This window comes from Bradyrhizobium sp. Kon56 (assembly GCF_055807635.1).
The window spans coordinates 33,208-50,599 of sequence record NZ_JBVVOU010000038.1 but is presented as its reverse complement, the minus strand read 5'-3'; the positions used below and the strand labels follow the sequence as shown (position 1 = coordinate 50,599).

The following is a 17,392-nucleotide window of genomic DNA, read 5'->3' as shown; positions in this document are numbered from 1 at the left end:
GTAAGTCCGCCCCATGGCAACACCTCCAGATGGAAGTGTTGCACTTCGTTTGTGAACTCAGGGGACCCATTACCCCAGGCAGAGATTGTGGCGCGAGGCTGGCAACCACGCGTTTCCGCAAAACGTCTCCCTGGGGTCATGGGTCATGGATCGGCGCTCGCTTTGCTCGCTTGTCCAGGACGACACGGGAGTGCGAACGCAAAGGCCCGAAATACGTTCCCGGCGCATCCGCTCGCCCTAATCCCACCCCCGTATTTTCCGTACATTGAAATTACACGCTTTTTTGCCCCGAATGTTTCGTGGCGGCTAATTCGACGAAACAATTTGTCGGCGCACGAAACCATTTTCCGCTTTTCGTGCAGACGTCCCGAAACGTTGGCTCATTAACACTTTGGTCCAAGGAAACGCCGCTCGGTTGCGGCGCTACGGGGAGCCAAGTCAATGCCGAACGTCATCGCCATCAACGCCCAAGCCAGCCAGAGCATCATTGCCGCTCAGGCGACCTCGGACGACATGCTTCTCGAAAGCATTGCCGACGGCAACCGGACGTCCATGCACATCCTTTATTGCCGGCACAATGTGCGCGTCTACCGCTTCATCCTGCGGATCGTGCGCGACGCGACCACGGCGGAAGACCTGGTCAGCCAGGTGTTTCTGGACGTGTGGCGGACCGCCGGCCAATTCCAGGGCCGCTCGCAGGTTTCGACCTGGCTGCTCTCGATCGCTCGCTTCAAGGCGCTGACTGCGATGCGCCAGCGCCGCTTCGAAGATATCGACCAGGAAGACGTGCGCCAGATCGCCGATGGTTGCGACACGCCGGAGACCTCGCTCGACCGCAGCGACACCAGCGCCATCCTGCGCGCCTGCGTTCAGAAGCTGTCGCCCGCGCATCGCGAGATCATCACGCTTGTCTACTACCACGAGAAGTCGGTGGAGGAGGTCGGGCAGATCATCGGCATCCCCCAGAGCACGGTGAAGACCCGGATGTTCTACGCCCGCAAGCAACTCGCCGAATTGCTTAAGGGCTGTGGCGTCGAGCGCTTCGCCGCCTGAAATTCAGATATTTCAATGGGATAGGACACAAGTTTAGACCCTACCCCGGACACGGAAGTGTTACCGCCGACGAAACAATTGAAACAAAGCACAACATCAGGCGGAAAAACTTCCCTCCTATAAAGCTCACATACGGTTTCGTTAAACCTCCCAAGACCTCCAACGACCCGGACGGGATGCCCCCCTCCGGGTCGTTTTGTGTTTGGGGCAGACAGCTGCGGCAGCAGCACTCCCGTCACGAAGGCGTGACGCGGCGTAACGACTGCCTCGCTCATCCCGAACTGCCCTCGTGACCCTCTCCACGAGTGCCCCATGCTCGAACTTCTCTTCGCTGCCCTCGCCGGCATCCTCACCATCGCCGCGCCGTGCACGCTGCCGATGCTGCCGATCCTGCTCGGCGCCTCAATCGGCCGCAGCTCGCATCTTCGTCCGGCGATGATCGCGCTCGGCTTCGTCATCTCGTTCTCCGCGACCGCGCTGCTGCTCGGCGCCATCACGCGGCTGTTTAATTTCGATCCGAACGTGCTGCGCGAAGCGGCCTCGATCCTGCTGCTCGGCTTCGGCCTGTTGATGCTGTGGCCGGCACCGTTCGAATGGCTGTCGATCCGGCTCAACGGCTGGCTCGATCTCGGCAACTCCAGCGCCACGCAGCGCGAGGGCGCACTCGGCGGGCTCGTGCTCGGCACCACGCTCGGCCTGGTCTGGACGCCCTGTGCCGGCCCGGTGCTCGGCTCGATCCTGACGCTGGTCGCAACGACTGAGAAGGCGACCTGGGCCGGCACGCTGCTGATCGCCTACGCCATCGGCGCGGCGATTCCCATGCTGGCGATCGCCTATGGCGGGCAAGCCGCCACCACGCGGGTGCGCAGTCTCGCGCGCATCTCGCCGCGGCTGCAGCAGGGCTTTGGCGTCGTCGTGATCGGCTTCGCGCTCGCCGCCTATTTCCAATACGACACGCTGATCGTGGCGTGGCTCACCGGCTTCTATCCCACCGGCCAGATCGGCCTGTGATCATCACTCATTTTCACCGGAGGATCTTTCCATGACTTTCAAACTGCTCGCCGTCTCCGCCGCACTGATCGGCATCGCCGTAACAGGCGCCGTCATCCCCGGCATCTGCGACGAGGCCGCGCGCGCTGTCCCTGTCGTCACCGCCGCCGCCAGCCAGGACACCGCGCCCGACTTCGCCGGCATCAACAACTGGTTCAACTCGAAGCCGCTTAATATCGCCGATCTCCGCGGCAAGGTCGTGCTGGTGGACTTCTGGACCTATGGCTGCGTCAACTGCGTCAACACATTGCCGCACGTCACCGATCTCTATGCCAAGTACAAGGACAAGGGCCTCGTCGTGGTCGGCGTGCACACGCCGGAATTCCCGTTCGAGCGCTCGGCGTCCAATGTGCAGGCCGCCCTGAAGCGCCACGGCATCACCTATCCGGTGGCGCAGGACAATGATTCCAGGACCTGGAACGCTTACCGCAACCGATATTGGCCGGCGCAGTACATCATCGACCAGGACGGCAAGATCGTGTTCCAGCACGAGGGCGAAGGCCGCTATGACGAGATCGATCGCACCGTGGCAAAGCTGCTGAACGCCAATAGCTGACGCCCGGCACGGGTCGCGCCCTTGTTGCTTGACTCCACGGACCCGTCCGTGGAGTTTCGCGGGCCACGTAATCAGCCGCCCGCGATGGACGACGCCACTAACAGCACCGACATTCGCCTTCGTGAAGGCGCCTCGATTGCGCAGCGGCTGGTCATGTCCGGCTTTGCGGCCGCCGTTGCGCTGTGCTTCACGCCGGGCCTGTTCACCCATGACATCCTGGAAGTGACCATCTCCGTGGTCGCCCTGCTGGTGGGAGCCGCGTTCGTCGGAATCATCATGCTGGCGCCGGCGGTGGTGTGGATCATCACGCCGGACGAGATCTTGATCGGCGAGCAGCGCCCGTTCGGAAGACTGCGGACGCGGATCGTCGCCAAGCACGACATCAGGGGATTGCAGGTTCCCGGCAGCAAGAGGGCGAAAGCCCGCTTCCAGCTCGCCTTCACCTTGGCCTCCGGTGAGCGCCTGACATCGCCGCCGATCTCCGACGTCACCCATGTGCACGACACGGTGGCGCGGATCGCCGCGCAATTCGACGTCCCCGACGTCGAGTCTCCGGTCAATCCGCTCGATGCCAGCAATCCCGAGATGCGTCTCGGCGACCCCCTCGAGCCGTTCTCGAAGAGAGACATCAGGATCATCGCACTGATCGTCGTCGCATTGTGCGCCGTTCCCTACGCCTACAGGCTCTGGCGTGGCCTGTCGCCCGGGTCGGTCGACATCGTGCTGCTGCCCGTCGGCGCGCTCGCCGCTTTTGGCGTTTCCCGTTATGCCAACCTTGTGACCGGCGCGTTCTGGATCATCCGCCAGGGCGATATCCGGATCGAACGCCTGTGGGGCGACGGCACGTTGCGCGCCGACCACATCGAAGGGCGCGACGTCAAGACGATCACGGTCGAGCGCCGCGGCCGCTCCGAGGACGAGCACTGCATCGTCGTGATCCGATTGCAGTCAGGACAACGGTTTCGCAGCCCTCGCATCGGTTCGAGGCCTGAGGCCCGGGCCGTGGGGACGGAGATCGTCCGGCGGCTCGGGATCGCGGCTGAGAATAACCAGATCTGACAGGCCGCGCGCGGTGAGGATGCTGCGACCACTGCTTTTCGCGCCATCCCCCGTTTGTGGCATTGCGCGCGGTCCGTCAAAAAACCAAAGCATTCTCGTGACATATGGTCTAAGGGTGCCTTGAACTTGCCATGAAGATGGCCCTGAGATTTGATGGTTCCAGATGATTTGGCTTTGGCCGCGGGGAGAGCTTGAAATGACGGATTTTCGTCGCCTGACCGGGATGTTTGTGGCTGCGATCGGCCTGATCCTGTCCGCGCCCCACGCCTACGCCCAGCAGCCCGACCGCGGCGACGAGCCGGGCCTGGTCGCCGACGATGCCTATGAACTCGATCCGGAATGGCAGAAGCAGGTCGTCTACTTCCGCACCACCGAAGCGCCCGGCACCCTCATCATCTCGACCGCCGAACGGCATCTCTATCTGGTGCAGCCTGGCGGTCGTGCGATCCGCTACGGCATCGGCGTCGGCCGCGACGGTTTTCAGTGGCAGGGTCTGGTGAACATCACCAACAAGAAGGAGTGGCCGGACTGGACGCCGCCGCCGGAGATGATCCAGCGCCAGCCTTATCTGCCGCGCTTCATGGCCGGCGGCCCCGGTAATCCGCTCGGTGCGCGCGCCATGTATCTGGGCACCACGGTCTACCGCATCCACGGCACCAACCGGCCCGACACGATCGGCACCAAGGTCTCCTCCGGCTGCTTCCGACTCGTCAACCGCGACGTCGCCGATCTCTACGATCGCGTCCCTGTCGGCACCAAGGTCGTCATCCGGCAGAAGCCCGAACTCTGATCTCCTCGCATTAGCGAATATTCCTTTTCCCGATTTTTCGAGAGAGCAACATGATGCGCACTTTTCGTGGCGGCCTGCTGATCGGGCTCGCAGTCGCCGTGCTGGTCGCCGTCCTGGCCATCATCTATGAATTCTACGACACCCGCACGTTGAAGCGCACCGTCCGCCGCGGCGAAGTGCTGTGCGGCGTCAACAAGGGCCTGCCGGGCTTCTCGATCCCCGACGACAAGGGCAACTGGACCGGCTTCGACGTCGATTTCTGCCGCGCGGTGGCTTCCGCGATCTTCAACGACCCGAGCAAGGCGAAATTCGTCGCGCTCGATGCCAACGAGCGCTTCAAGGAATTGCAGAGCCGGAAAGTGGACATCCTCTCGCGCAACTCGACCTGGAGCATGGCGCGCGAGCTCGACTACGATCTCTATTTCCCCGCGGTCGCCTATTACGACGGCGCAGGCTTCATGCTGCCGCGCGCGCGCAACAAGGAGACCGCGCTGGACCTGACCGGGAGCAAGGTCTGCGTCCAGACCGGGACCACCACGGCGCTCAATGTCGCGGATTACTTCCGTGCCAACAACATGAAGTATGAAGAGGTGAAGTTCGACAAGCTGGACGACGTCGTGAAAGCCTACGACACCGGCAAATGCGACACGCTCTCCGCCGACGTCTCCCAGCTCTACGCACTGAGATTGAACCTGTCGAAGCCCGGCGACAGCATGATCCTGCCGGACATGATCTCCAAGGAGCCGCTCGCCCCCGTCGTACGCCAGCGCGACGACGACTGGATGATGATCGTGAAGTGGACGCTGTACGCGATGATCAACGCCGAGGAGCTCGGCGTCTCCTCGGAGAACATCGACGAAGCCCTGAAGTCGAAGAAGCCGGAAGTGATGCGGCTGGTCGGCACCGAGGGCAATTACGGGGAGCAGCTCGGCCTGACCAAGGATTGGGTGGTCCGCATCATCCGCCACGTCGGCAATTACGGCGAGATGTACGAGCGCAACATCGGCGAGAAGTCGAAGCTGAAGATCCCGCGCGGCATGAACCAGCTGTGGAATGCGGGCGGCGTGCAGTACGCGCCGCCGGTGCGGTAAGAGGTCTTTGTCGTCCCGGCCTAGTGCGCAATTGCGCACGGGGGGCCGGGACCCATAACCACCATCGGAAATTGTAGCGGCAGCTAGCAACTCCGAGTCTTTCTCAAACTGCTCCCTGGGGTTATGGGTCCCGGCCTTCGCCGGGACGACACCTCTATTCGAGGCGCAGCTGTGCCCATTGGTACCCTCGCCTCAATACCCCCGCGCCCTTGCCAGCTGCTCGGTGTGGTAATTGGCGTCGCCGAACAATTCCTCGCACACGCGCGCGCGCTTCATGAAGAAGCCGATGTCGAACTGGTCGGTCATGCCCATGCCGCCATGCATCTGCACGCCTTCCTGCACCGCGCGCGTGGCGGTGGTGCCGGCGCGGGCTTTCGCCACTGCGACGGCTGACGCCGCCTTGGCGACGTCCGTATCGAGCGCTTGCAGCGCCTTCATCACGGCGGCGCGGGTGATCTCGATATCGACATAGAGTTCGGCGGCGCGGTGCTGCAGCGCCTGGAATTCGCCGATCAGCTTGCCGAACTGCTTGCGGCTCTTCAGGTACTCGACGGTACGGTTGAACACCTCTTCGCTCAGACCCACCATTTCGGAGGCCACTGCGCCCCGCCCGATATCGAGCACGCCGTGGAGCAAGCCGGCTCCCTGGTCGACTTCGCCGAGCACGCTGTCGGCATCGACCTCGACATTGGCAAGCTCGATCCGCGCCGCATTGTGCGCGTCGACCATGATGGTGCGCTCGATCGCAACGCCCTTGGCCTTGGGGTTGACCAGGAACAGCGTCAGCCCCTCGCGCTCGCCGGCCGAACCCGCCGTACGCGCAGCGACGATGAGGAGATCGGCAACGTGACCGTCGACCACCAGCGCCTTGGCGCCGGAGAGTTTGAAGCCGTTGCCGGCGCGCACGGCCTGGAGGCAGGTCTGAAGCGGGCGGTGTTTTGCGCCCTCGTCGATCGCGAGCGTCGCGAGCAGGGAGCCGTTGGAAATCTTCGGCAGATACTCCGACTTCTGCGCGGCATTGCCGCCACGGTTCAGTGCCGAGGCCGCGACCACGCTGGTCGCGAGGAAGGGCGAGGGCATCAGCGTGCGGCCGATCTCCTCCATCACCACCCCGGCCTCGACATAGCCGAGGCCGCTGCCGCCGAACTCTTCCGGCACCAGCAAGCCGGCAAAACCCATCTCGGCGAAGGAATGCCAAAACTCCCTGGAGAAGCCGATGGGGTCTTTGCTATCGCGCAGATGCCGCAAATGCGACACCGGCGCCTTGTCGCTGATCAGCCCGCGCGCGCTGTCGCGGAGCATCGATTGTTCTTCGGTGAGGACGAGGGCCATGTGCAATGTCTCTAACGTCTGGCGGAATGCATGTCTGTTGTTGTCATTCCGGGGCACGCGAAGCGTGAACCCGGAATTTCGAGGTTCTCAGGTGCGCAACCGCGCACCTTAGTTCGGTCCTGCGGACCGCCCCGGAACGACGCTGGGGTTACGCCCCCGGCAAATCGAGGATGCGCTTGGCGACGATGCCGAGCATGACCTCGGTGGTGCCGCCCTCGATCGAGTTGGCCTTGGTCCGCAGCCAGGCGCGCGGACGCGCTCCTTGTTTCGAACGCTCGCTCTCCCATTCCAGCGCATCGACGCCGCCGGCCGACATCAGGATCTCGTAACGGCGCTTGTTGAGCTCGGTCCCGTAATATTTCATCGCCGACGAGAACGCCGGATGGGCCTGACCGGCCTTGGCGAGATCGACCGCGCGCTCGGCGCAGGCGGCAAGAGCCGCTTCGTCGACGTCGAAGCTGGCGATCCGGCCACGCAGCATGGAATCGTCGAGCCGTCCCTGCGCATCGGTGCCGAGGGAATCGGCCGCGATCTGGCCGAGCGGACGGCCGACGCCGCGCTCGCCCATGCCTGATATCATCGCGCGCTCGTGCTGAAGCAGATATTTTGCGACGTCCCAACCGCGGTTGACGGTGCCCACCACATGCGATTTCGGCACGCGGACATTGTCGAAGAACGTCTCGCAGAACGGCGAGTAGCCGGAGATCAGCAGGATCGGCTTGGTCGTCACGCCCTTCGAGGTCATGTCGAACAGGATGAAGCTGATGCCGTCGTGCTTCTTTGCGGCGGGATCGGTGCGGACGAGGCAGAAGATCCAGTCGGCGTAGTTGGCGTAGGACGTCCAGATCTTCTGGCCGGTGATGACGAAATGATCGCCGTCGCTCTCGGCGCGGGTCTGCAGCGAGGCGAGATCGGAGCCGGCGTTCGGTTCGGAATAGCCCTGACACCAGCGGATCAGGCCCGCGGCGATCTTTGGCAGATGCTCCTTCTTCTGGGCATCGTTGCCGTATTTCAGCAGCGCCGGCCCGAGCATCCAGATCCCGAAGCTCGACAGCGGGGGCCGCGCGCCGATCCTGGCCATCTCCGCGCGCAGCACCTTGTGCTCGGCGGCGCTTAAGCCCCCACCGCCATATTCCTTCGGCCAGTCCGGTACGGTCCAGCCCTTGTCGCGCATGCGTTCGAACCAGATGCATTGCGGCTCGGACGAAAATTTTGCGTTACGTCCACCCCAGAACACGTCGGCGTCGGACGTCGCGGGCTTGCGCATTTCCGGCGGGCAATTGGCTTCCAACCAGGCGCGCGTTTCGCTGCGGAATGTTTCGAGATCGGCGGTCTCAGTCTCGCTGGCCCTGGAGTCAGTCATGGGTCGTTTCCATCAATCTATGTCGGTTTGTTGGGCGCGACTCTGGGCCAAGCTCCCGCGGAATTCAACCACTTCCGTGTCACGCATCCGCTATAGTCGCCGCCACGGCGAGCTTGAAAACAAAGAGGAAACAACAATGCGCCTGAAGCTTCTTTCGCCTGGCGAAATGAACGAGAGCCAGCGGCAGACCTATGACGAGTCGATTGCCGGCAAGCGCGGCAAGCCGCCGGCGCCGATGATGGCCTGGCTCAACAGCCCCGACATGGCCCGTCACGCCACGCGGCTCGGCGAGGTCCTGCGTTACGATACGATATTTCCCGCGAAACTTTCGGAGATCGCGATCCTGGTGACGGCGCGGCACTGGACCGCCCATTACGAATGGTACGCGCACAAGCGGCTGGCGCTTGCGGGCGGCATGGACCCTGACATCATCGACGCGATCCGCGACCGCCGCACGCCCGTCTTCGACGATCCCAGGGCTAAGATGATCTACGACGTCGCAAAATCGCTGCATGAGGGCCACGGCGTCGAGAAGGGCCTCTATGACGAGGCGGTGAAGCTGCTCGGCGAGCGCGGCGTGGTCGAGGTGATTGGTCTCTGCGGCTATTACACGCTGGTGTCGATGACGCTGAACACGTTTGAGTTCGAGCTGCCGGAGGGCGAGGTGCGGGAGCTGTCGTAAGTTGCCTATCCGGAAACGCTGGGTTTCGGGATCGGCCGGTAGCACTGTCCCGAGGCCGGACTTATGTGGAGTTAATCAACGGAGCAGCCGCATGTCGCAAAACCAAGCCGTCGCCGCCGGCACCAGGATCGGCCACGTCCATCTCAAAGTCGCCGATCTCGATCGCGCGCTGGGCTTCTATTGCGGCGTGCTCGGTTTCGAGCTGATGCAGCGCATGGGCTCGGGCGCGGCCTTCATCTCGGCCGGCGGCTATCACCACCACATCGGGCTCAACACCTGGGAGAGCAAGGGCGGCTCGCCGCCGCCGCCTGATGCGACCGGGCTCTATCACACCGCGATCCTCTATCCGACGCGGCCGGCGCTGGCGGATGCGTTGCACCGCGTGCTCTCGGCCGGCATTGCGCTCGACGGCGCCAGCGACCACGGCGTCAGCGAGGCGCTGTATTTGCGCGATCCGGACCAGAACGGTGTGGAGCTGTATTGGGACAAGCCGCGGGAGCAATGGCCATTCGGGCCGGACGGCAAGCTTTCGATGTTCACGAAGCGGCTGGATGTGGAGGAGCTGCTGAAGCAGCGGGAGGCCTAGTCCGCACCTCGCCACTGCACGAGCCTCAGGACCCATCCGGCCGCATAGAGCCCGACGCCGAACACGGCATGCGTGAGTAGCGTGTTGAGACGCGCCACGTTGGGACGTGGCGCGCGATGGGCAGCAATGCCGAGGCCCATGCCCGGCTGCATGATCAGGAAAGGTGCCGCCGCGCTGCCGATTCCGACGATCAATGCGGGGCCGACACGCGGGGAATGCAGCCAATCGAGCCCCCAGATCGCCAGCAAGACGGCCGCGAACGCAATGCCGATCAGGTAGTGCGCGGCCCACCCAATCAGGCGCTCGCGTGGAGCCGGATCGGGTGCCGCGATCTTAAGATGCCGATACTGTCCGCGCGCGAGCAGGATGAGCCAGCGACCTAGGAGTCCATAGTCTAGCGATGGGATTCCAAGAACATGCGCGCGGAGAACTGCCCAACCATCGATCACGGCCGTTGCACCGGATCCGATCAAGGCGGCGCCGACCAGAAATTCAATCATTTCACCCATTCGAGACCTCGCCTGCCGCGTCGGCTGAAGCCCGCGCCTGGATCATCCAGCATGCGGCGGTAAAACGGATCGCATCTGCCTCCACGTAGGGGGCGAAGGCGGGCCGCACCGCATCCACGACCCTTTCGCGCAATCCCCTGTCGGCGTCCTGCAGGATCGTTCCGACGGGTCCCAGCCAACCGACATAGCGAGCGAGTTCGCTGGCAGGAAAGCGGCATGGAATATCCACCGGCCGGATGTCGATCTCGGTCCAGCCGCTCTCCAGCAGGATGGTCCTGACCCGATCTTTGTCAGCGAAGGCGAACTGCCCCGGACCGCCGGATGGACGGGCAGGCATATTCGGCAGAAGGGGCGCGGCGGCTCGTTCGGCCGCCGTCATGAACGGATTCTCCGCTGCGCCCCGCCATGCAACGACGGCGAGCCCGGCGCCTTCGGCGGCAGCGCGCCTCAGATTTGCGAAGGCCGCAACGAAGTCTTCGAAGAACATCACGCCGAGACGTGAAATGATCGTATCGAAGCTCGCCGGGTCGAATTTATGGTGCTGCGCATCGGCGCAGATAAAGCTGGCCGAGGTGCCTTCGCGCTCGGCGCGGGCCAGCGCCGCCCCGATCATCGGCGCGGAGATGTCGATGCCGACCACACGGCCGCCTTGCCCGAGCTTTCGCGCGACCGCAACGGTCAGACCACCAGTGCCGCAGCCGACGTCCAGGACGCGACGATTGGAGCCGGCAGGAACGGCCTCGCACAGCGGCCTCTCGAATTGCTTGAACATCTCATCCAGGATGTCTTGGGTCTCGACCCAGGCGCGTCCGGCGGGACCATTCCAAAGCCTCATCTGCTCAATCGCCTTCTGCATAGCGTCCATGATGGTTTCCCCTTTCGTCTTGCCTTGGCGGCGTTGGACGCGGCATACTGCCAGTTCAAGTGAACTTGAGGTCAAGAGGCGTGATGACGATCGATATCGCCGAAGTCGCACGGCGCTCCGGTGTTCCGGCGTCGACGCTGCGATTCTATGAGGAAAAGCGGTTGATTGCCCCGATCGGCAGGCGCGGCCTGCGCCGGCTGTTCGATCTGGAGATCCTGGATCGCCTGGCGCTGATCGCGCTGGGGCGCGCGGCGGGCTTCTCGCTCGATGAAGTTGCCCGGATGTTCGCACCCGACGGACGGCCGCGTATCGACCGGCGGAAGCTTGCCGCCAAGGCCGACGAGTTGGACCGAACGATCCGCAAGCTTATCGCGATGCGCGACGGCCTGCGCCATGCCGCGGCCTGTCCGGCGCCAAGTCACATGGAATGCCCGCATTTTCGCCGCCTCATGCGGGTCGCGGCATCGGGAAAGGCGAGGTCGCCCAAGCGGGCACCGCGCGCGCCGCGATCAGACTGAAGGGGTCGATCGCCTTGTGTGCCCCCGCACCATGATCAACGCCGCCGCCAGCAGCTCCAGCGCAATACCCAGATAGAACGGCAGCTCATAGCCACCGGAGAAATCGCGCAGAAAACCGACCACGCCGGGGCCGAACGCATAGGTCACCTGGTTGATCGCGGTGTTGAGGCTGATCAGCACGCCGAACGAGGCGGAATCGAATTCCTGCTGCACGATCAGCGACGGCAGCGTGATGAGATTGCCGACCGAGAAGCCGAATAACGCGCAGGCGGCGATCAGCACGTAATCATTGTGCAAATTGATGACGACGAGAAGCGCCACGGCCTGGCTCAGAAACGACAGCGCCGAGGCGAGCCGCTGGTTGAGTCGGTCGATCACCAGCGAGAACAGCACCCGGCCGATCACCGCCATCGCGGTCAGCACCGCAACCGCGACGGCCGCGCGCTCGCGCCCGATCACGGGATCGAGGAACGAGATCAGGTGGACGATGAAGCCGACCTGCGCGAACAGCACCAAAGCAAAGGCAATGGTCACGGTGAGGAAGCCGACATCGCGCAACGCCTGGCTACGAATCTGCGCCGACGATTGCGGCTTCGTTTTCGTCGCGGCGCGCCGGCCATGGAGATCGGGCGGGCGGCCGACGACAATCAGGATCACCGGCACGAGCAGTACCAGCATGGCGCCGGCGACGATAAACATCGCGCTGGCGAAGCCGACATGGCCGATCAACGTCACCAGCAGCGGCACGCCGACGATGCCGCCGAAGCTTGCGCCGTTCAGCGCGAGGCTGATCGCCATGCCGCGCTTCTGGTCGAACCACAGGCTGATCGTGTTGGTGATCATGGCCAGGCTCGTGCCGGCCCAACCGAAGGCGAGCACGGCGTTCGCGAGATAAAGCTGCCACGGTTCGCGCACCGCGCCGATCGCGACCGCCGCGGCCGACATCGCCAGCGTCCCTGCGATCAGGCCGAGGCGCGGGCCGTACTTGTTGACGGCTTCGCCGACGAAGACGACGAGCAGCGCGCCGAACAGATAGAAGAACGTCGTGGCCGACGAGATCAGCGAGGCCGACCAGCCGTGCGCACGCTGGAGCTCGGCGACATAGACGCTCTGGCCGTAGAAGCCGAGCCCCCAGCCGAAGGTCGCGAGCAGGAAGCAGACCGCAACGATGCGCCAGCCTTCGTAGCGGAGAGAGGATTCGTCGACGCATCCGTCGTGTCGGGGGTTATCGAGCATTTGCGCTTGTCCTTGGTTTCCCCCGCGAGCGCCGTGTTTCACGCTCGCCTGTTCATGACGAGCATCATGTAACGATCCAAGCCTCAGAAATCACTTCGACCTGGCTCGAACTATCAACGCTGCTGACAGCCTCCCGCCATCTCAGATCGCATCCGGGAACTCGCCCATGGCCGCGTCGAGCCGCGCTTTGCGGCGACGGGTCCAGGACGCCAGCGAGAGCACGGCGAGACCGAGCAGCACCGGCGGAAACACCACCATGTTCACCGCGGACCAGCCGTAACTGGCGAGCAGTTGGCCGGACGAGAACGAGCCGATCGCCATCATGCCGAACACCAGGAAATCGTTGAAGGCCTGCACCTTGTTGCGCTCCTGCGGCCGGTGCGTCTCCAGCACCAGCGCCGAGGCGCCGATGAAGGAGAAGTTCCAGCCGACACCGAGCACGATCAGCGTGGCCCAGAAATGCATCGCGGTGATGCCGGACAGGCCGATGCCGGCCGCGCCGGCCTCCAGCAGCAGGCCGGCGGCAACGACCTTGCGCGCGCCGAAGCGGGCGATCAGCGCGCCCGTGAAGAAGCTCGGCCCGTACATGGCGACGATGTGCCATTGAATGCCGAAATTGGAATCTGAAACGCTCAAGCCGCACAGCTTCATGGCAAGCGGCGCCGAGGTCATCACCAGGTTCATCATGGGGTAGGAGATGACGCCGCACAGCGCCGCTGCGATGAAGCGTGGCTGGGTCACGATCTCGAGCAGCGGCCGCCCGCCATGAAGATCGGCCGGCGCCGGTTTCGGCATGTCGACCCCGGCGACGATGCCCATCGCGATGAGCGCGACAGCCGCCTGGACCAAGAAGCTGAAGGCGAAGAGATAAGGCTGCCAGACATCCATGGTCCATTGCACGAGCTGCGGACCGAGCACGCCGGCGAACACGCCGCCCGCCATTACCCAGGACACCGCCTTGGGTCGGTACGCCGCGCTGGCGCCGTCGGCGGCAGCGAAGCGATAGGACTGCGCCACCGCGCCGTAGAGGCCGCCGAGAAAAGTCGCCAGACAGAACAACGGAAACGAAGCGTGCAGGATCGCGAAGCAGCCGAGCAGGCCGGTGAGCGTACCCAGGCCCGTGCCGATGATGAAGGCCCAGCGGCGGCCGAAGCGACTCGATATCGCGCCGGTCGGCAGCGTGCCGGCCGCAAGCCCCAGCACGTACATCGACAGCGGTACCGTCGCGAGCGACATGTCGGGTGCAAGCGTCGCACCGACGATGGAGCCGGTGGCGAAGATCACCGCCGAATTGGCGCCGGTCAGCGCCTGCGCGGCGGCAAGGCGCACCACATTGGCGCGCACGCGGGCGTCGGCGGCGACCTCATTGGCTGCAGTCACATCCAGCATCGGCATTTCCGCCCCAACGGGCTTTTAAGTGCTTTCAAGGGCTCGCTTGATTCCCGGCACTATGGCGGGACGCGGGAGGGCGGGCAACCGGCGCAAACGGGCGCAGGCCATGTCTCTGACGCAATCGGGCCGATGATAATGGGCCGCGCACTTGACGGCTTGCGCTCGATCAAATCCTATCCGCCACGACCTTCCGGAGTTTCGTTCATGTCCGTCGACGACAGGCCTACGCTCAGCGCTCCTGACGACGATCCCTGGCTCTGGCTGGAGGAGATCGAAGGCAAGCAGGCGCTCGATTTCGTCACGCGGCAGAACAGCCTGACACTCGACGCGTTCGGCGGAGCGGCCTTCGCGCGCGATCGCGACATCCTCGCGGCGATCTACGATCGTCCCGACAACATTCCCTATGTCAGCCGCCGCGGCACCGAACTGCACAATCTCTGGAAGGACGCCACCAACCCGCGCGGCCTGTGGCGGAAGACTTCCCTCGCGGAGTTTCGCAAACCGCATCCGACGTGGGAAATCATGCTGGATGTCGACCAGCTCGCGGCACGCGAAGGCGAGGACTGGCTGCTGAGCGGCATCACCACGCAGCCGGGAAGCGCGCGCGCCATTTTGGGGCTGTCGCGCGGTGGCAGCGATGCCGTCACCTTGCGGGAATTCGACCTCGACACCAAGAGTTTCGTTGCGGACGGATTTGCGCTGTCGGAAGCCAAGGGCGGCGCCGATTGGCTCGATGCCGACACGCTGCTGCTGTCGAGCGCCCATGGCGAAGGCATGGCGACGAGCTCGGGATATTCCCGGACGGTTCGCCTGTGGCGACGCGGCCAGCCTGTCGATCAGGCGCAGGTGATCATCGAGACCACGGCCGATCATATGGCGATCTCCGGCATCGTCGACGACACCGCTGCGGCCCCGCGCAGCTGGATCGTCGACCAGATCGACTTCTTCAATCATGCGCTCTGGCTGCGCGATGCAGACGGTGCGACGACGAAGCTCGATCTGCCGACCGGCATCTGGTTGCAGGCGCATGGCGACTGGTTCGCGATGAAGCTGCGCGAAGCCTGGTCGATCGAGGGCAAGACCTATGCCGCCGACACCGTGCTCGGCATGTCGCTCTCGGCGTTCCTCGCCGGCAGCCGCGATTTCGCGGTGCTGTTCGAGCCGGAACCTCGCCGCGCCCTGCAAGGCCTGTTCTGGACCGGAGGCAAGCTGGTGCTGTCGATCCTCGACGAGCTCCAGCCGCAATTCGAGATCTGCACGCCGTCGGCCACAGGCTGGAGCCGCGCGTCGCTCGGCGGCCTGCCGCAGATTGGCGTCGTCGACATCTGGCCGCTGGATCGCCATCCCTCCGAGAGCAATGGCGACCTGCTTGCCAATGTGCAGGATCCGCTGACGCCGCCGTCGTTGCTGCTGATCGAGCGCGGCGTCGCGAGCCCGACCGTGTTGAAGCAGGCGCCGAAAACATTCAACGCCGACGGCCTCGTGGTGACCCAGCACGAAGCGATCTCGACCGACGGCGAACGCATCCCCTATGTACAGACCGGCCCCGCCGGCGAGACCGGCGATGAACCGGTCTATATGAGCGCCTATGGCGGCTTCGCCCATTCGGTGAAGCCGTATTACAACCCGTCGCTCGGCAAGCTGTGGCTGGAGCGTGGCGGCACCACGGTGCAGGCGAATTTGCGCGGCGGCGGCGAATTCGGCACGCGCTGGCACGATGCCGGCCGGCTCGCCGGCAAGAAACTGTCGCACGACGATTTCGCCGCCGTTGCCGCCGATCTCGTCCGCCGCGGTGTGACGACGGCAAAGCGCATCGCCGCGCAGGGCGGATCGAACGGCGGCATCCTCATCACCAACATGCTGGTGCGATACCCCGAACGTTTCGGCGCGCTGTTCTGCACCATCCCGCTGATCGATATGCGCCGCTACACCAAGCTGCTCGCCGGCGCGAGCTGGATCGCGGAATATGGCGATCCCGACAAGCCCGAGGAGTGGGACTGGCTCAAGTCCTACTCCGCCTATCACAACGTCAAGGCCGGCCAGCCGTATCCGCCGATCCTGATCGCCACCACGCGGCGCGACGACCGTGTCCATCCCGGGCATGCGCGCAAGATGGCGGCAAAGCTCCAGGCCATGGGCTACGAGGCCTGGTTCTACGAGCCTGAAGCCGGTGGCCACGGCTACGGCAAGGACAACAAGGAGCGCGCCGGGTTCGAGGTGATTGGCTTTCGGTTCTTAAAGGACAAGATCGGGTGGAAGGACGAGGGCTAGCGTTTGCGGCGCTGACATCTCCGCACGGTCATGGCCGGGCTTGACCGGGCCATCCACGCCTTAGCTGGTGCACGAAGAACGTGGATGCCCGGGACAAGCCCGGGCATGACGACCTCCTATCGCGCGAATACCAAGGTCAGATTGTTCGCGGGCATGTCCATCGTATCGACAAGGCGAAGACCAACGCCGCGGGCAAGCGCCTCGACATCGGCGATGTCACGCACGCCCCAGTCGGGATTGCCTTCACGCAGGGAGGTGTCGAACACGGCATTGCTGAGCGCGATGTGCTTGCCGCCGCGCTTGAACGGGCCGTAGAGGAACAGCTTGCCGTCGGCCCGCAAATAGCGGCCGGCGCCGGCGAACAGACCCTCGGCGACGCTCCATGGCGCGATGTGGATGACATTGGCGCAGAACAATGCGGCAAGACTCGACGGCCCCTGCCCGCTTTTCATCTCCGGGCACCAGTCCGGATCGGTGAGATCGATCCGCAGCGGCGAGCGGATGTTTTTGAGGCCTGAATGAACCCGCCAGGCCTCGATGCTCTTGAGGTGGCGCTGGTTGAGATCGCTGGGCCACCAGATCAGGCCGGGCGTTTGACGGGCGAAGTAGACCACGTGCTGGCCGGTTCCGCTGCCGAGCTCGACCACGTTGCCGGTGCAGCCGGCGAGATGCCGTTCCAGTGCCGCCCAGAGCGGCTCGTGATTGCGATGAAATGCCGGCGCATCGAGCCGCCCATCCGACTCGACCCGACCGCCATCCCTGCCGAATTCGACGACATATTCAGCCAAGTGAGGTCCCCTTGAAAAAACGAGAACGCGATGAAAACAGGTTGAGAGCCCAACCGCTCAGGAAACAGCCGGCCCGCGCCACGGCCCCTAACTCTCGGACCAAATCGGCTGAACAAATAATCTCTTTAGTTGCAATCGGGAAGATATTAACTCCATTTTGTCGCGTGGATAGTCTTGATTGTCAGGCGGCGCCCTTTGTGCTTTGGAACGCTTCTATTTCGTAATCGAGACCATCGCATAACGCCTCGGAA

The 17,392-nt window shown here is 64.1% G+C and carries 17 protein-coding genes; 10 read left to right on the top strand and 7 right to left on the bottom strand.

The window, feature by feature from the left end; genetic code table 11:
- Positions 1-441: 441 nt before the first annotated feature.
- From AC0L3B_RS34315 to AC0L3B_RS34290, 6 genes are all read left to right on the top strand, one after another.
- Entirely contained in the window at positions 442-1,053 is a 612-nt protein-coding gene (locus AC0L3B_RS34315) for a sigma-70 family RNA polymerase sigma factor (protein WP_018456005.1), read from the top strand.
- A 312-nt stretch (positions 1,054-1,365) separates the two neighbouring features.
- Positions 1,366-2,064, top strand: a complete 699-nt coding sequence (locus tag AC0L3B_RS34310) for a cytochrome c biogenesis CcdA family protein (protein ID WP_018456004.1) — start codon at positions 1,366-1,368, stop codon at positions 2,062-2,064.
- Between the two features lie 31 nt (positions 2,065-2,095).
- Positions 2,096-2,659, top strand: a complete 564-nt coding sequence (locus AC0L3B_RS34305) for a thioredoxin family protein (protein WP_377791572.1) — start codon at positions 2,096-2,098, stop codon at positions 2,657-2,659.
- An 84-nt stretch (positions 2,660-2,743) separates the two neighbouring features.
- The gene (locus tag AC0L3B_RS34300; RefSeq protein WP_473381915.1) at positions 2,744-3,718 is read left to right on the top strand and encodes a hypothetical protein; all 975 of its coding nucleotides are present in this window, start codon (positions 2,744-2,746) and stop codon (positions 3,716-3,718) included.
- Positions 3,719-3,914: 196 nt separating this feature from the next.
- Positions 3,915-4,508 carry a L,D-transpeptidase gene (locus AC0L3B_RS34295; RefSeq protein ID WP_007597994.1) on the top strand — a complete coding sequence of 198 codons (594 nt, stop codon included), beginning with the start codon at positions 3,915-3,917 and terminating at the stop codon, positions 4,506-4,508.
- 53 nt (positions 4,509-4,561) lie between these two features.
- Entirely contained in the window at positions 4,562-5,599 is a 1,038-nt protein-coding gene (locus AC0L3B_RS34290) for an amino acid ABC transporter substrate-binding protein (RefSeq protein WP_026233067.1), read from the top strand.
- 192 nt (positions 5,600-5,791) lie between these two features.
- Here the strand turns inward: AC0L3B_RS34290 and AC0L3B_RS34285 are convergent, their stop codons facing one another.
- A complete protein-coding gene (locus AC0L3B_RS34285; protein WP_085361900.1) occupies positions 5,792-6,931 on the bottom strand; it encodes an acyl-CoA dehydrogenase family protein in 1,140 nt (379 codons plus the stop codon).
- 148 nt (positions 6,932-7,079) lie between these two features.
- Complete coding sequence (locus tag AC0L3B_RS34280; protein ID WP_473381914.1) at positions 7,080-8,294, bottom strand: acyl-CoA dehydrogenase family protein; 1,215 nt, start codon at positions 8,292-8,294, stop codon at positions 7,080-7,082.
- A 136-nt stretch (positions 8,295-8,430) separates the two neighbouring features.
- On the opposite strand from AC0L3B_RS34280, the gene AC0L3B_RS34275 reads away from it, so the two are divergent.
- Both AC0L3B_RS34275 and AC0L3B_RS34270 read left to right on the top strand, forming a co-directional pair.
- Positions 8,431-8,976, top strand: a complete 546-nt coding sequence (locus AC0L3B_RS34275; protein ID WP_377828516.1) for a carboxymuconolactone decarboxylase family protein — start codon at positions 8,431-8,433, stop codon at positions 8,974-8,976.
- Positions 8,977-9,067: 91 nt separating this feature from the next.
- A complete protein-coding gene (locus AC0L3B_RS34270) occupies positions 9,068-9,562 on the top strand; it encodes a VOC family protein (protein WP_018455996.1) in 495 nt (164 codons plus the stop codon).
- Here the strand turns inward: AC0L3B_RS34270 and AC0L3B_RS34265 are convergent.
- Complete coding sequence (locus AC0L3B_RS34265) at positions 9,559-10,071, bottom strand: DUF2938 domain-containing protein (RefSeq protein ID WP_085349644.1); 513 nt, start codon at positions 10,069-10,071, stop codon at positions 9,559-9,561. The two genes, AC0L3B_RS34270 and AC0L3B_RS34265, sit on opposite strands and share 4 nt — an antisense overlap.
- Positions 10,064-11,047, bottom strand: coding sequence for a class I SAM-dependent methyltransferase (locus tag AC0L3B_RS34260; protein WP_473381913.1), 984 nt, complete (start codon positions 11,045-11,047; stop codon positions 10,064-10,066). The genes AC0L3B_RS34265 and AC0L3B_RS34260 overlap by 8 nt, the downstream gene beginning before the upstream one ends.
- On the opposite strand from AC0L3B_RS34260, the gene AC0L3B_RS34255 reads away from it, so the two are divergent.
- A complete protein-coding gene (locus tag AC0L3B_RS34255) occupies positions 11,020-11,454 on the top strand; it encodes a helix-turn-helix domain-containing protein (RefSeq protein ID WP_377791577.1) in 435 nt (144 codons plus the stop codon). The two genes, AC0L3B_RS34260 and AC0L3B_RS34255, sit on opposite strands and share 28 nt — an antisense overlap.
- Here the strand turns inward: AC0L3B_RS34255 and AC0L3B_RS34250 are convergent.
- Together AC0L3B_RS34250 and AC0L3B_RS34245 are read right to left on the bottom strand one after the other, a co-directional pair.
- On the bottom strand, positions 11,446-12,690 hold the full coding sequence (locus AC0L3B_RS34250) for an MFS transporter (protein WP_473381906.1): 1,245 nt from the start codon (positions 12,688-12,690) through the stop codon (positions 11,446-11,448). The two genes, AC0L3B_RS34255 and AC0L3B_RS34250, sit on opposite strands and share 9 nt — an antisense overlap.
- Positions 12,691-12,831: 141 nt before the next feature.
- On the bottom strand, positions 12,832-14,079 hold the full coding sequence (locus tag AC0L3B_RS34245) for an MFS transporter (RefSeq protein ID WP_377791579.1): 1,248 nt from the start codon (positions 14,077-14,079) through the stop codon (positions 12,832-12,834).
- Positions 14,080-14,286: 207 nt separating this feature from the next.
- Between AC0L3B_RS34245 and AC0L3B_RS34240 the strand changes: the two genes are divergently transcribed.
- Positions 14,287-16,353, top strand: a complete 2,067-nt coding sequence (locus tag AC0L3B_RS34240) for a prolyl oligopeptidase family serine peptidase (RefSeq protein WP_473381900.1) — start codon at positions 14,287-14,289, stop codon at positions 16,351-16,353.
- Between the two features lie 116 nt (positions 16,354-16,469).
- Here the strand turns inward: AC0L3B_RS34240 and AC0L3B_RS34235 are convergent, their stop codons facing one another.
- Positions 16,470-17,141 (bottom strand): DUF938 domain-containing protein, encoded by a 672-nt coding sequence (locus tag AC0L3B_RS34235; protein ID WP_473381897.1) that lies wholly within the window; start codon positions 17,139-17,141, stop codon positions 16,470-16,472.
- Positions 17,142-17,392 lie beyond the last annotated feature (251 nt).

Excerpts from the sequence above, each read along its gene's own strand:
- AC0L3B_RS34240 (WP_473381900.1), top strand. The coding sequence starts at position 14,287 with ATGTCCGTCGACGACAGGCCTACGCTCAGCGCTCCTGACGACGATCCC.
- AC0L3B_RS34275 (WP_377828516.1), top strand. The coding sequence starts at position 8,431 with ATGCGCCTGAAGCTTCTTTCGCCTGGCGAAATGAACGAGAGCCAGCGG.
- AC0L3B_RS34245 (WP_377791579.1), bottom strand. The coding sequence starts at position 14,079 with ATGCTGGATGTGACTGCAGCCAATGAGGTCGCCGCCGACGCCCGCGTG.
- AC0L3B_RS34265 (WP_085349644.1), bottom strand. The coding sequence starts at position 10,071 with ATGGGTGAAATGATTGAATTTCTGGTCGGCGCCGCCTTGATCGGATCC.
- AC0L3B_RS34300 (WP_473381915.1), top strand. The coding sequence starts at position 2,744 with ATGGACGACGCCACTAACAGCACCGACATTCGCCTTCGTGAAGGCGCC.
- AC0L3B_RS34315 (WP_018456005.1), top strand. The coding sequence starts at position 442 with ATGCCGAACGTCATCGCCATCAACGCCCAAGCCAGCCAGAGCATCATT.
- AC0L3B_RS34290 (WP_026233067.1), top strand. The coding sequence starts at position 4,562 with ATGCGCACTTTTCGTGGCGGCCTGCTGATCGGGCTCGCAGTCGCCGTG.
- AC0L3B_RS34255 (WP_377791577.1), top strand. The coding sequence starts at position 11,020 with ATGACGATCGATATCGCCGAAGTCGCACGGCGCTCCGGTGTTCCGGCG.
- AC0L3B_RS34250 (WP_473381906.1), bottom strand. The coding sequence starts at position 12,690 with ATGCTCGATAACCCCCGACACGACGGATGCGTCGACGAATCCTCTCTC.
- AC0L3B_RS34280 (WP_473381914.1), bottom strand. The coding sequence starts at position 8,294 with ATGACTGACTCCAGGGCCAGCGAGACTGAGACCGCCGATCTCGAAACA.
- AC0L3B_RS34285 (WP_085361900.1), bottom strand. The coding sequence starts at position 6,931 with ATGGCCCTCGTCCTCACCGAAGAACAATCGATGCTCCGCGACAGCGCG.
- AC0L3B_RS34310 (WP_018456004.1), top strand. The coding sequence starts at position 1,366 with ATGCTCGAACTTCTCTTCGCTGCCCTCGCCGGCATCCTCACCATCGCC.
- AC0L3B_RS34295 (WP_007597994.1), top strand. The coding sequence starts at position 3,915 with ATGACGGATTTTCGTCGCCTGACCGGGATGTTTGTGGCTGCGATCGGC.
- AC0L3B_RS34305 (WP_377791572.1), top strand. The coding sequence starts at position 2,096 with ATGACTTTCAAACTGCTCGCCGTCTCCGCCGCACTGATCGGCATCGCC.
- AC0L3B_RS34270 (WP_018455996.1), top strand. The coding sequence starts at position 9,068 with ATGTCGCAAAACCAAGCCGTCGCCGCCGGCACCAGGATCGGCCACGTC.